Below are 12,256 nucleotides of genomic sequence, written 5' to 3' on the forward strand. Positions count from 1 at the left end.
AACCGAATGCGCATTGCCTTTCTCGTCAACTCCATCGAGGCCGAAGAGACGTTCTATGCGACGACATCGCTGGCGCTCGCAGCCCTCGCCCGCGGCCATGAGATCGTCTACCTCACGCCCGGCGATTTCGTTCTCACTCCCGACGGCCGCCTGATCGTCCATGCGCTTTCTCTCGGAACGGCAAAGCCGCGCAAGGCCGAAACCTTCATTGCGGCCCTGCGGGGTGATGCGACGCGGCGCGAGATCCTGGACATTACGGACATCCAGATCCTCTTTCTGCGCAACGACCCGTCGGAGGATGTCGCAACACGGCCCTGGGCGGCCCAGGCCGGCATCATCTTCGGGCGGCTCGCCGCCGAGCGCGGCGCGATCGTCGTCAACGACCCGGACGGATTGGCCGCAGCACAGAACAAGCTCTATCTGCAGGGTTTTCCCGAGGTCGTCCGTCCAACCACGCTGATCACGAAACACATGGAGGAGGTCCGGTCCTTCCTCGACGCCCATCCCGAGGGCGTCATCCTGAAGCCGCTGCAGGGCTCCGGCGGCAAGAACGTCTTCAAGGTCGGTTCCAGTCATGAGACGAACCTCAATCAGATCTTCGAGGCCGTCAGCGAGATGGGCTATGTGATCGCGCAGGAGTATCTGCCGGCAGCGAAGGAAGGCGATGTCCGCCTGTTCCTGATGAACGGCCGGCCGCTAAAGCGCGGCGACACCTACGCCGCCGTGCGGCGCGTTCCGGCGGAAGGCGAGCTGCGCTCCAACATGCATGTCAACGGCCGGCCCGTCGCCGCCGTCGTCACCCCGGCGATGCTCGCCGTCGCCGAGGAGATGCGCCCCAAGCTGGTGCGCGACGGCATGTTCCTGGTCGGCCTCGACGTCGTCGGCGACAAGCTGGTGGAGGTCAATGTCTTCACGCCCGGCGCCCTGCCGGAGATCGCCGAGCTGACCTCGATCGAGTTCAGCGAAGACATCGTCGCCGAGCTCGAACGGAAGGTCGAGATAAGGCGCGCCAATGATGGCATGCTTTCCAATCGGGAGCTCGCGACGCTTTGATTGGCGGCCATTGCCGCCGCCGACTATCCCAAGGTGGCTCTCACTCGGCGACGGTCTCGTCCCAGTGGCTGGCTGGCGGCACCACGCCCTTGGTGAAGAGGAAGCTGCCGAAGCGGCGCGCCTCGCCCGTGACGATGACGCAATAGGCGCGCTTGGCTTCCTCGTGGAAGGCGAAACGCTCGATCGCATACATCTTCGAAAGAGGACCATCCGCGCGCGCGACCTCGGCCTGCACCTCGCGCTGGACCTCGGGCAGCTCGCCCGCCGCCCCGTCCGGCGTCAACCGCGCCGCCGAAGGCTGTAGCGGCGTGTCGAGCGGCATGACGGAAAGAATGGCGCGCACCGCACGCGCGGCCGAGACATTCGCAATGTGCAGCGGCAGACCGAGCCGGGTGCGGCGGGCGATGGTGTCGGCGGGAAAATTCGCGTCAACGATCGCGATCCGGTCTCCATGTCCCATTGAGCGCAGCGCGTGCAGCACGTCGTCGTTCAGCGCCGGATCGATGTTCTTGAGCATCAAGCTAACCTTCCTCATTTGCTTCTGCGGTGAAAGCCAGGCCGCAGAGGTCCCCGCGGGCGGGTCCATCGAACCGACCACCCTGTCCTTCACCGTGTCTCGTCAGTCGCGGCGGGCGGCGATCCGCTCGCACGTGGCTCCCGGTCCTAAACGCCGGTCAGCCGCTCGCGATACTTGTCGATGATGACAGCAAGGATGATGACGACGCCTGTTATCATCTGGCGCATGAAGTCGCTGAGCCCGAACAGGATCAGGCCGTTGGCAAGCACCCCGGTGATGCAGGCGCCGAGCAGAGTGCCGATGACCGTGCCGCGGCCGCCGTTGAGGCTGGTGCCGCCGATGATGACGGCGGCGATCGCGTTCAGCTCGAAGCCGATGCCGATGATCGGGCTCGCGATATTGAGGCGGGCCATGTAGACCATGGCGGCTATGCCGACGAGTGCCCCGGCAATCGTGAAGGCCGCCACCTTGTAGAACATCAGCGAATGGCCCGCGAGACGCACCGCCTCCTCATTGTTGCCGATGCCGTAGAGCAGCCGGCCGAACACCGTCTTCGACAGCACGAACCAGGCGATCGCGACGAGCAGCAGCGCGATCAGGAAGACCACGGGAATACCGAAGATCATTTGCGACCCGAAGGCGTTGAAGCTCGGCGGGAACGAATAGATCGTGCGCGCATCCGTCACCTGCAGTGCTGCACCGCGGGCGATGTTGAGCATGCCGAGCGTGACGATGAAGGAGGGTAGCCCCCAGAAGGCGCTGATCCAGCCATTGAGGAAACCGCAGACGACGCCGGTGCCGACGGCCGCGAGCGTTGCTAGCGCGACCGCCTGGAACACCGAGAGATCGGGGATCGTCAGCACCGTTCCGCCGACGACGGCGCAGAAGGCGAGCATCGAGCCGACGGAGAGATCAATGCCGCCGATCAGGATGACGAAGGTCATGCCGACGGCGAGGATCAGGTTGATGGTGATCTGCGTCAGGATGTTGGAGACGTTGTTGGCCGTCAGGAAGTGCTCGGTCGAGACCGAGAAGAAGACGATCAGGAGCAGGAGCGCCAGGCCGATGCCGGCGTCGCGCAGGAGCACCTTTGGCGACCAGCCCGGAAGCTGGCGGGCATGGACGGTTTCGCCGGCTTGAGTCTTTTCGAGTGCTTGCATCTTACTGCCTCGCCTGTTGCTGCTCGCCCTGGTAGGCAAATTGCAGGATACGTTCTTCGGAGAATTCCGGCCGCGACAGCTCGCCGACGACACGGTGCTGCGACATCACGAGGATGCGGTCCGAGAGGGTCATCAGTTCCGGCAGCTCGGACGAGACGATCAACAATGCCAACCCGCGTTCGGCGAACTGGCGGATCAGGGCGTAAATCTCCGCCTTGGCGCCAACGTCGACGCCGCGTGTCGGCTCGTCAAGCAGCAGGACCTTCGGGTTGCGTGCCAGCCATTTGGCGAGCACCACCTTCTGCTGGTTGCCGCCCGAGAGCGTCGCCGCATTCTTGCCGGGGCCGCCATATTTCAGCTTGAGCTCGGCGCCGAGCCGTTCCGTCACTTCGATTTCCGCCTTCCTGTCGAGAATGCCAGCACGCGAGATGTCCGAGAGGGACGCGAGCGTGACATTGGCCGAAATCGGCATATTGAGGATCAGACCTTCTTCCTTCCGGTCCTCAGTCACGAAGCCGATACCGGCATTGATCGCCTCGCGCGGCGAGCGGAAGGAGGTGCGGTTCCCCTCAAGGAAGAGCTCGCCGGAGAGCGGCAGTTGAGCGGCCGCGATCGCCCGTAGAAGCTCGGTTCGACCGGAGCCGACAAGCCCGGCGATCCCCAGTATTTCGCCCCTGTGCAGTTCAAGTGAAATGCCCTCGGCGTGCGGCGATTGCGGCGGCCGAAACCGGTTGAGCGACAACGCTTGTGCCGGCTGAGCAAACGAGACCACTTCGCTCGCCATCTGCTGCTGCAGCTTGCGGCCCACCATGGCGCGCACCAGCTCGTCCTGATTGGTCTCGACGATCGGCCGCGAGAACACCGTCTCGCCGTTGCGCAACACCGTCACCCGGTCGCAGATGCGGAACACCTCGTCGAGATGATGCGACACGAAGACGATCGAAACGCCGCGACTGCGAAGGTCGCTGACGATCTTGAACAGTCGCTCGGTTTCGCGCGACGTCAGCGTCGCCGTGGGTTCGTCGAGGATGAGGATACGGCTTTCCGTCATCAGCGCGCGCGCCACCTCGACCAACTGTCGATGGGCGATACCGAGGCGCGAGACCGGCCAACGCACATCGATGTCGCTGAGGCCGATGGCGTCGAGTGCGGCCCGTGCGCCCATGTGCATTTCCTGCCGCCTGACGACGCCGAACGCGTTGCGCGGCAGATGCTCGATGAAGATGTTCTCCGCTACCGACAGATGGGGCAGAAGGTTGAATTCCTGGTGCACCACCTGGAGGCCGTTGGCCTTGGCCTCGCGCGGTGTTGCAGGCGCGTAAGGCCGGCCTGCAAGATTGATTGCGCCCTCGTCCGGATGGACGATACCGCAGAGAACCTTGATCAAAGTCGATTTGCCGGCACCGTTCTCGCCGATGAGGCCGTGCACTTCGCCCGGCTGAATGGAGAGGCTGACGCCGTTGAGTGCCTTGGTGCCACCGAAGGCCTTCTTGATATCGTGCAGCTCCAGAACCGGCGGCATCGAAACACCAGCCGCTTCCGCCTGCACGGTTTGCGTGTTCATCATGACCTGACCCTTTTGAAACGCAGCAATTGCGCACGCTAGCCGCTGCCCTGCGGCGAATGCTGTCCTTGCCCAAGCGCACCGGGCAGCGCCCGGTGCGCACGCGCGGTCTCAGGGTTATTTCACGTTGTCCTTGGTCACGAGCTCGATGTCGGTCTTCACCCAACCTTCGAGTTTGGGCCCGCCGGCCACGACTTCGAGGGCCTTGTCGATGGCGTTGGCCGCCATCTGCGAGCCGAACTGGTCGACCGTCGCCAAAAGCTTGCCGTCCTTCAGCATGGGGGCGACCGCCGGCACATTGTCGAAGCCGACGACCTTGATGTCGTTACGGCCAGCCGCGTCGAGCGCCTTGACGACACCGATCGCCATGGAGTCGTTGGCGGCGAGCACACCCTGGATATCGGGATGCGCCGTCAGCATGGTCGAAAAGACGGAATTGGCCTCTTCCGTCTCCCAATGTGCCGTGCGGGAATCAAGAAGATCGAGCTTGCCTGCCGCGATCGCATCCTCGAAGCCGAGCTTGCGCTGCGCCGCATTGTCAGCGCCCGGATTGCCCTCGAGGATCACGACCTTAGCGCCGGCGCCGAGGTCCTTGGCGAGCGCATCACCGACCATCTTGGCGCCGCCGCGGTTATCAGGGCCGACGAAGGCCAGGTCGACGCCGGCATCCTTCTTTGCCTGCTCGTCGAGCGAAACGTCGAAATTGATGACGACAATGCCCGCATCCATCGCCTTCTTCAGCGGCGCGACCATGGCGCGGGAGTCGGCCGGCGCAATCACGATCGCATCGACGCCCTGGGTGATGAAGTTCTCGACACCGTTCAACTGGCTCTCGAAATCGGTCTCGTTCTGCATTCCGATAGCTTTGAGCTCGTAGTCGCCACGCTTCTGCGCATGCGCCTCGGCGCCTTCCAGCATGTTCTTGAAGAAGTCGTTGGCAAGCGACTTCATGACGAGGCCGACGACGGGTTTATCGGCAGCCATGGCAAGCGTTGGCAATGCGGTGGCAACGGTAAGTGCGACGATAGACGCATACAGGGAAAATTTCATGGGTTCTCCTCCGGTGAAAAGATGGTCCTCCAACCATCGATGAAACGTTTCATCGCATAGGCATGCATGTTCCGCTTCAAGCTTTAGAAGATAGAAAGGCAGCATCTCTGTCAATATGAAACGTTTCATCGAAAAGAAAATTGTGCTGGAAGCCGCTACCGGTTCGCGGCATTTTCTGATTTAAGAGAAAGACCATCGCCGTCGGGCAAACCCGCGGTCGCTGGCGTAAGACTTTGATCCGTTGCATGATTTTCCCCTCCTGATCGATGCAGCGAACATGATAGGGAGCTGACCACTTGAACCCGACGATCAAGGATGTTGCCCAGCGCGCCGGGGTCTCCGTCGGCACGGTTTCGCGTGTGCTTGCCAAGAACAAGACGGTGAGCGAGGACATCAGGGCGAAGGTCGAAGCGACAATCGACGCGATCGGCTACCGGCCGAACATTCTCGGCCGCAGCCTCAGGCTCGCCAAGACCGACATCATCGGCCTCGTCGTGCCCGACATCACCAACCCGTTCTTTGCCGAGCTTGCCAAACAGGTGGAGATGCTGGCGTCCGCCGAGGGCTACTCGGTGCTGCTTGCCAACACACATGACGACCCGGGCGCCGAGAAGCAGCAGATCGAAACCCTGCTCGGACGACTGCCGGCCGGGTTGATCCTCGTGCCGGTCAGCAACAGCCTTGCCGACGGGCTGGCGTCGCGCACGCGCACGGTGACCGTCGACCGGCCCTTGAGCGGCCATGCGCTCGTCTCCGTCGACAACCGCCAGGGCGGTTATCTCGCCGCGGACCATCTGCTTTCGCTCGGCCATCGTCGGCTCGGCTACATTAGCGGTCCCGGCACGACCGAGGTCTCCGGCGAGCGCCGCGGCGGCTTCGTTCAACGGCTCGACGAATTCCGGAAGAGCCACCCCGGTGACTACGTTCTGCCGCAGATCGTCGAAGGCCATTTCGATTACCGCTCGGGCGAAGAACTTGGTAAGCAGCTGCTGACGCAGTCCGAAGCAACCCGCCCGACGGCGATCGCCACAGCCAGCGACCAGCAGGCGATCGGCCTGTTGCGCGCCGCCGACGACATGGGGCTTCGGGTTCCGAACGATCTTTCGATCGTTGGCTTCGACGACATTCCGCTGGCCTCGCTGGTGTTGCCGCGGCTGACCACCATTCGCCAGCCGATCGACGAGATCGCCCGGCTCGCGCTTGAAGGCGTGCTCGGCAGCCATGCGCTGCAGGAGGAATACAAGCTGCAGCCGATGCTGATGAAACGCGGCTCGTGCGCTGCGCCCTCAACGCACTGAAATCACTGCGCCTCGCGATACGGGGTGTTGCTGCCCTCGGCGCCTCATCAGATCGCGAGCACCGCCGCCCCTCCAGCAAGCCCTGCGCCGGCCGCCGTCAGCAACAGCTTTTCGCCGGCGATGAAGGGCTTTTGCCGGTGCGACAGCGATAGCGACAGCGGGATGGTCGCGGCCGACGAGTTGCCGTAGTCCGAGATCGTGCGCGCCGTTTTCGACGGCGCAATGCCGAGCCGGTCGCAGACGGCGTCGAAGATACGCGCATTGGCCTGGTGCGGCACGAAGCGATTGATGTCTGGTGCGCTGCAGCCGGCGGCGTCGATGGCGTTGACTGCACAGGCCGTCATCATCTCCACCGCCTGCGCGAACATCTCGCGCCCATCGCGCATCGTCATCAGCAGATCCTCCGGCCTGGTGTCGGCAGAAAATGGCCTGTTGCTGCCGCCGGCGGCAATCGAGATCAGATCGTAGCGGCTGCCGTCGGCGGCGAGGTCTACGCCGAGCAGACCAGTTTTCGGATCGTCGGAGGGGGCGACGACGACGGCACCGGCGGCATCGGCAAAGAGCACGGCGCTCGCCCTCTCGGCCGGGTTGATCCGGCGGCTCAAGATGTTGGCGGCCACCACCAGCACCGGCCTTCCCTGCGTCCGCACGAAGCCGTCGGCAAGCGTCAGGGCGTAGAGGAAGCCCGAACAGGCGCCGGCAAGGTCGATCGCGCCGGCATTCGAAAGGTCGAGATGGTGGGCAAGCAGGGGAGCGGACGGCGGCAGCAGGTGATCCGGCGTGGAGGTCGCAAGCAGGACCAGGGCGATATCGCCGGATGGCGTGCGGGCATCGTCGAGCGCCATTTTGCCCGCCTTTGCCGCAAGCCCCGAAAGCGTGTCGTCAGGCGCGGCCCAGCGCCGCTCGCGAATGCCGGTGCGGCGCTCGATCCAGCCGGGCTCAAGCCCGAGCGTCACCTCGATCTCGCTATTGGCGACACGCCGTTCCGGCACCGCATGGCCGAAACCGGCGATCCGGGAGGAGCGAGCGGGCCTCATAGCTGCCCTGCCCCGAAGAGCGACGCCGCCTCGTCGATCGCGTCATAGGCCCGCCCAAGATCGGCATCGGTGACGCAATAGGGCGGCATCAGATAGATGACGTTGCCGAGCGGACGGATCAGCAAACCGCGCTTACGGAAAAACGCCCGGAGCCGCGGGCCGACCTCGGCGAGATAACCGCCGGACGGCACCACGAGATCGAGGGCCGTAATGGTGCCGAGCTGGCGGACGTCGGCGAAGCGCGGATCATCAGCGAAGCGCGCCAGATGCCGATGCTGGTGTGCGCCCAAGGTTTCGATGCGCGCCTCTACCGGCTCCTGTCTCCAGACGGCGAGATTGGCGAGTGCCGCGGCACAAGCAATCGGGTTGGCCGTGTAGGAACTCGAATGGAAGAAGGTCTTGCGCCGGTCGGCCGAAAGATGCGCCGTAAAGATCTCCGAACTGCAAAGCGTCGCGGCCAGGGGAAGCGCGCCGCCGGTCAGCCCCTTCGAGGTACAGAGAATATCGGGCGTGATACCGGCCTGCTCGCAGGCAAACAGGCTGCCCGTCCGCCCCCAACCGGTCATCACCTCGTCGGCGATCAGCAGGCTGCCATGCCGTTCGGCGATGCGTTTCAGCTCGGACAGCACGGAGGCGGGGTAAGTCATCATGCCGCCGGCGCCAAGCAGCAGAGGCTCAACCAACAGGGCGGCGACCTCGCCGGAGGCGCAAGCCCGCTCGAAGGCGTCGAGTGTCGCCTGCTCCCGGCCCGGCTCCGGAAAGGGCAGGCGATCGACAGCGAAGAGCAGCGGCGCGTAGGCGGCATTGAAAACGCCTCTTTCGCCCGCCGACATGGTGCCGATCGTGTCGCCGTGATAACCGTGCTCCAGCACGCAAATGCGGTTTCGCGGCCGGCCGTTGTTGTGGAAGAAACCGAGCGCCATTTTCAGCGCGACCTCGACCGCGGTCGAACCACTGTCGGAATAAAACACATGGGCGAGCCCGGGCGGTGCGATCTCGATCAGCCCGCGCGCGAGTTCCTCGGCCGGCGCGTGGGTATATTCGGCGAAGATGATCTGGTCGAAGGTTTCCGTAGCCCTGCGGATCGCCTCCATGATGGTGGGGTGACGGTGGCCGTGGGTGATGACCCACCAGGACGAAATCGCGTCGAGGATCGACGCGCCGTCCTCGTCGACGAGACAGGCGCCCTCGGTGCCGACGATGCGGCGCATCGCCGGTTCCAGCGCATGCTGGGTGAAGGGATACCAGACGGCGGTGTTTCTCATACCGACACCTCCAGGAAATCGGCGATGTTGAAATTTTCAGCGAAGGCGCGGCGCAGGGGGTCGGGCGTCAGCGCGTCGAGCCGCGGCAGCCGGCCGAGACGCCGCACGGCGCCAAGTTCGGATATGACCGCTTCGCTGTCCTCCTGCGCGTCGCCGATGAAGGCGACGCCGAGGATGGGAATGGCGCGGCAGCGCAGCGCTTCGAGCGACAACAGGGTGTGGTTGATCGTGCCGAGCCCAGTGCGGGCGCAGAGAACCACCGGGATCTGCCAGCGCGCAAAGACATCCGCAAGGACCATGCGCTCCGTCAGCGGCACCAGAAGCCCGCCTGCGCCCTCGATCACCAGCGATCGGTCCACCGCGGGCGGGGACAGATGGTCCGGAGCGATGGTGACGCCGTCGATCCGTGCCGAGAGGTGCGGCGAGGCCGGTGTTGCGAGCCTGTAGGCTTCAGGCAGGACGCGGTCGGCCGACAACCGGCCAAGCCGGGCGACGGTTTCGCTGTCAGTTTCTTCGTCGAGGCCCGACTGCACAGGCTTCCAGTAGCAGCCGTCGAGCGCATCGGTAAGCGCCGCGGAAAAGATGGTCTTGCCGATACCGGTGTCGGTACCGGTGACCACGATACGGGTTTTCATGGCCGCTCCTTGGCGATCGCGATTTTCAACTGCTGTAGCATCTGCGCGATTGCAGACTGGTCGACGTTGAGCGTGATGGCGATCCGAAGACGCGCGGTGCCTTCCGGCACCGTCGGCGGGCGGATTGCCCTGATATCGTAACCCTCGGCGCGCATGCGGGCGGCGATGCGGAGCGCTCGGCCGTTGTCGCCGATCGGGATGGGCAGGATTTGCGAGCCGCTGCCTTCGATGCCGAGCGTCTCGACGAGCGCCCGGTTGGCGAAGGATCTGAGGCCCTCGAATGCGGCGCGGCGTTCCGGCTCGTCGACGAGGGCTGCGAGCGCTTCGCGCACCGCGGCCGCAACGAGCGGCGAAGGTGCGGTGGAGTAGATGAAGTTGCGGGCGCGGTTGACGAGATAGTCGCAAAGGACGGCGCTCGCCCCGACCACCGCGCCGGAAACACCGAGCGCCTTGCCGCAGGTGTGCAGCACGACGACGTTCTCCCGGCCTTCCAACTCCGCCGCCAGACCGCGACCTTCCCGTCCGAAGACGCCGGTCGCGTGCGCCTCGTCGATGACGAGAAAGCCGTCATGCTGCGCGGCAAGCGCTAAGAGGTCGGCGAGCGGCGCGCGATCGCCATCCATCGAATAGAGGCTTTCGACGGCAATCCACGGGCGCCCCGCTCCGCCGGCCCGGCGCCATTTTTCGATGGCATCGGCAAAGGCGCCGACATCGTTGTGCACTGCTGCCACCGCATCGGCCTTGCTTGCCGCGATGCCTTCATGAGCGCTCGCATGGATCAGGGCATCATGGACGATGAGATCGTCCCGCTGCGGCAGCGTCGAAAACAAGGCAGCATTGGCGGCATAGCCGCTGCCGAAAAAGAGCATCCGTTCGGCGCCGAAGAAGGCGGCCGCTTCCGTCTCCAGCGCCTGGTGTTCTTCGTGATTGCCGCGCAACAGCCGTGAGCCGCCGGAGCCGACAGGCACGCCGCGCGCGATGGCGGCCGTTATCGCCGCCTTCAGCCGCGGCGAGGCGGCGAGCGCCAGATAGTCGTTCGAGGTGAAATCCACTCCGCCGGCGGGGGCAAGAGCGCGCCGGCGGCCCCTGTGTTCGAGGCTCTCCAGCGTCTTCTCATGGCGCGCAAAAAGACCCGCGGTCATTCCGCCGCGTCCTGCCTTGCCGGCGGAGCCATCGGCTTCAGCCCCAGCCGCCGGAAGAGCGCTGCATCGTGGTCCTCGCCGGGATTATCGGCGGTTAGCAGGGTTTCGCCGACAAAGATCGAATTGGCGCCGGCAAAGAAACAGAGCGCCTGCGTCTCGCCGCTCATGTCGGTGCGACCGGCCGAAAGCCGGACATGCGATTGCGGCATCAGGATGCGAGCAAGCGCGATGGTGCGGACGAAATCGATCGGATCGACGGGTGCTGCATCGGCCAGCTTCGAGCCCGGGATCGGGATCAGCATGTTGATCGGCACGCTCTCGGGCGGCTCGGCCAGGTTGGCGAGGGTCACCAGCATCGAGATCCGGTCGTCGGCCGTCTCGCCCATGCCGAGGATGCCGCCGGCGCAGACCTTGATGCCGGCGTCGCGGACATTGGCGAGCGTCTCCAGCCGGTCGGCAAAGCTGCGGGTGGTGATGATCTCGCTATAGAAGCGTTCGGACGTATCGACATTGTGGTTGTAGTAATCGAGCCCAGCCGCGGCGAGCCGCGCAGACTGGGCCGGCGTCAGCATGCCGAGCGTCATGCAGGTTTCCATGCCGAGCGCCCGTACACCCTCGACCATGGCGACGATGGCATCCATGTCGCGGTCCTTCGGGCTGCGCCACGCGGCCCCCATGCAATAGCGGGTGGCGCCGCTGTCGCGCGCCTTGCGCGCCTCGGCAAGCACACGCTCGACCTCCATCAGCTTCGATGCCTTGAGCCCGGTCGGGTAGTGGGCGGACTGGCTACAGTAGCCGCAATCCTCGGCGCAGCCGCCGGTCTTGATCGAGAGCAGCCGGCTCATCTGGATGGCGTTGGGATCGAACTGCGCGCGGTGAACGGTGTGGGCGCGGTAGAGCAGATCGTTGAACGGCAGATTATAGATTTTCTCCGCTTCCGCCTGGGTCCAGCGGGATTGGGCTGTGTCGCCCGGGATAAAATCAGCAGCAGTCGGTCGGTTTTCGTCCAGCATTTCAGCTCGTCCTTCAGGTCGTCATCGTAAAATAGATAGAATCCAATATTATCTATAATTTTGTCAGACACGGAAATTCGCAAGCACCCAAAGGGAGAAATGTTTACATAGCATACTCTGCTGGTTGTATCTTGGGATCGCATGAGGGTCCGGACGCCGTCGGCACCGGGCGAGAGCCGACAATCAATCACTCGCGCGCCAGCGCCGAAGTCTCGCGCACGCCGCCAACAAAACCACTACGAGTCCGGACTTTTCCGGTATTCCAAGCTTCACTCCGGTCGGCCAGCCCCCTTCCTTCCATCGCGCCACCGACGCCTGCGCTTTCTCGCCGCAAAATTATAGATAATTTTTTCGTCAGTCAGATCACGGTCAGCACGAATGCTGGCTCTTGACAAAAACGGCCCCGAGCGGTCAGCTTGGAGCATTCACCAGGGGTGTCCCGCCAAGGGGCTGAGATTCTGCTATGCGGTTGCGCGGCGCAGTGACCCGTTGAACCTGATCCAGTTCATACTGGCGTAGGGA

11 protein-coding genes and 1 riboswitch are annotated in these 12,256 nt (G+C 64.3%); of the genes, 2 read left to right on the forward strand and 9 right to left on the reverse strand.

What is annotated here, in order from left to right; genetic code table 11:
* The first annotated feature begins 6 nt into the window (after positions 1-6).
* The gene (locus L981_RS06185; RefSeq protein WP_043612937.1) at positions 7-1,053 is read left to right on the forward strand and encodes a glutathione synthetase; all 1,047 of its coding nucleotides are present in this window, start codon (positions 7-9) and stop codon (positions 1,051-1,053) included.
* 40 nt (positions 1,054-1,093) lie between these two features.
* Here L981_RS06185 and L981_RS06190 read toward each other — a convergent pair whose 3' ends face one another.
* The 4 genes from L981_RS06190 to L981_RS06205 all read right to left on the reverse strand — a co-directional run bounded on the left by L981_RS06190 (position 1,094) and on the right by L981_RS06205 (position 5,344).
* Positions 1,094-1,570: an RbsD/FucU family protein gene (locus tag L981_RS06190; protein WP_043612940.1), complete on the reverse strand. Its 477-nt coding sequence runs from the start codon at positions 1,568-1,570 to the stop codon at positions 1,094-1,096.
* A gap of 146 nt (positions 1,571-1,716) precedes the next feature.
* On the reverse strand, positions 1,717-2,730 hold the full coding sequence (locus L981_RS06195; protein ID WP_043612942.1) for an ABC transporter permease: 1,014 nt from the start codon (positions 2,728-2,730) through the stop codon (positions 1,717-1,719).
* A gap of 1 nt (position 2,731) precedes the next feature.
* The gene (locus L981_RS06200; RefSeq protein ID WP_043612970.1) at positions 2,732-4,294 is read right to left on the reverse strand and encodes a sugar ABC transporter ATP-binding protein; all 1,563 of its coding nucleotides are present in this window, start codon (positions 4,292-4,294) and stop codon (positions 2,732-2,734) included.
* Positions 4,295-4,411: 117 nt separating this feature from the next.
* On the reverse strand, positions 4,412-5,344 hold the full coding sequence (locus tag L981_RS06205) for a sugar ABC transporter substrate-binding protein (protein ID WP_043612945.1): 933 nt from the start codon (positions 5,342-5,344) through the stop codon (positions 4,412-4,414).
* 296 nt (positions 5,345-5,640) lie between these two features.
* On the opposite strand from L981_RS06205, the gene L981_RS06210 reads away from it, so the two are divergent.
* On the forward strand, positions 5,641-6,642 hold the full coding sequence (locus L981_RS06210) for a LacI family DNA-binding transcriptional regulator (RefSeq protein WP_043612947.1): 1,002 nt from the start codon (positions 5,641-5,643) through the stop codon (positions 6,640-6,642).
* Between the two features lie 47 nt (positions 6,643-6,689).
* On the opposite strand, the gene L981_RS06215 is transcribed toward L981_RS06210, so the two are convergent.
* The 5 genes from L981_RS06215 to bioB are packed head-to-tail and all read right to left on the reverse strand — an operon-like array spanning position 6,690 to position 11,734.
* The gene (locus L981_RS06215; protein ID WP_043612951.1) at positions 6,690-7,679 is read right to left on the reverse strand and encodes a beta-ketoacyl-ACP synthase III; all 990 of its coding nucleotides are present in this window, start codon (positions 7,677-7,679) and stop codon (positions 6,690-6,692) included.
* Positions 7,676-8,944, reverse strand: a complete 1,269-nt coding sequence (locus L981_RS06220; protein WP_043612953.1) for an adenosylmethionine--8-amino-7-oxononanoate transaminase — start codon at positions 8,942-8,944, stop codon at positions 7,676-7,678. Before L981_RS06220 ends, L981_RS06215 begins: the two co-directional genes overlap by 4 nt.
* Complete coding sequence (gene bioD / locus L981_RS06225; protein WP_043612955.1) at positions 8,941-9,579, reverse strand: dethiobiotin synthase; 639 nt, start codon at positions 9,577-9,579, stop codon at positions 8,941-8,943. The genes L981_RS06220 and bioD overlap by 4 nt, the downstream gene beginning before the upstream one ends.
* Positions 9,576-10,721 carry an 8-amino-7-oxononanoate synthase gene (locus L981_RS06230; RefSeq protein WP_043612957.1) on the reverse strand — a complete coding sequence of 382 codons (1,146 nt, stop codon included), beginning with the start codon at positions 10,719-10,721 and terminating at the stop codon, positions 9,576-9,578. The genes bioD and L981_RS06230 overlap by 4 nt, the downstream gene beginning before the upstream one ends.
* Positions 10,718-11,734, reverse strand: a complete 1,017-nt coding sequence (bioB, locus tag L981_RS06235; RefSeq protein WP_043612959.1) for a biotin synthase BioB — start codon at positions 11,732-11,734, stop codon at positions 10,718-10,720. Before bioB ends, L981_RS06230 begins: the two co-directional genes overlap by 4 nt.
* A gap of 420 nt (positions 11,735-12,154) precedes the next feature.
* Positions 12,155-12,256: riboswitch (TPP riboswitch) on the forward strand. This riboswitch is flagged as partial in the annotation.

This window comes from Ensifer sp. ZNC0028, assembly GCF_000799055.1.
GTDB lineage: Bacteria > Pseudomonadota > Alphaproteobacteria > Rhizobiales > Rhizobiaceae > Ensifer.

What these genes read in the sequence shown, in the direction of transcription:
- L981_RS06205 (WP_043612945.1), bottom strand. Translation starts at nt 5,344, where the DNA reads ATGAAATTTTCCCTGTATGCGTCTATCGTCGCACTTACCGTTGCCACC.
- L981_RS06200 (WP_043612970.1), bottom strand. Translation starts at nt 4,294, where the DNA reads ATGAACACGCAAACCGTGCAGGCGGAAGCGGCTGGTGTTTCGATGCCG.
- L981_RS06185 (WP_043612937.1), top strand. Translation starts at nt 7, where the DNA reads ATGCGCATTGCCTTTCTCGTCAACTCCATCGAGGCCGAAGAGACGTTC.
- bioB (WP_043612959.1), bottom strand. Translation starts at nt 11,734, where the DNA reads ATGCTGGACGAAAACCGACCGACTGCTGCTGATTTTATCCCGGGCGAC.
- L981_RS06195 (WP_043612942.1), bottom strand. Translation starts at nt 2,730, where the DNA reads ATGCAAGCACTCGAAAAGACTCAAGCCGGCGAAACCGTCCATGCCCGC.
- bioD (WP_043612955.1), bottom strand. Translation starts at nt 9,579, where the DNA reads ATGAAAACCCGTATCGTGGTCACCGGTACCGACACCGGTATCGGCAAG.
- L981_RS06190 (WP_043612940.1), bottom strand. Translation starts at nt 1,570, where the DNA reads ATGCTCAAGAACATCGATCCGGCGCTGAACGACGACGTGCTGCACGCG.
- L981_RS06230 (WP_043612957.1), bottom strand. Translation starts at nt 10,721, where the DNA reads ATGACCGCGGGTCTTTTTGCGCGCCATGAGAAGACGCTGGAGAGCCTC.
- L981_RS06220 (WP_043612953.1), bottom strand. Translation starts at nt 8,944, where the DNA reads ATGAGAAACACCGCCGTCTGGTATCCCTTCACCCAGCATGCGCTGGAA.
- L981_RS06215 (WP_043612951.1), bottom strand. Translation starts at nt 7,679, where the DNA reads ATGAGGCCCGCTCGCTCCTCCCGGATCGCCGGTTTCGGCCATGCGGTG.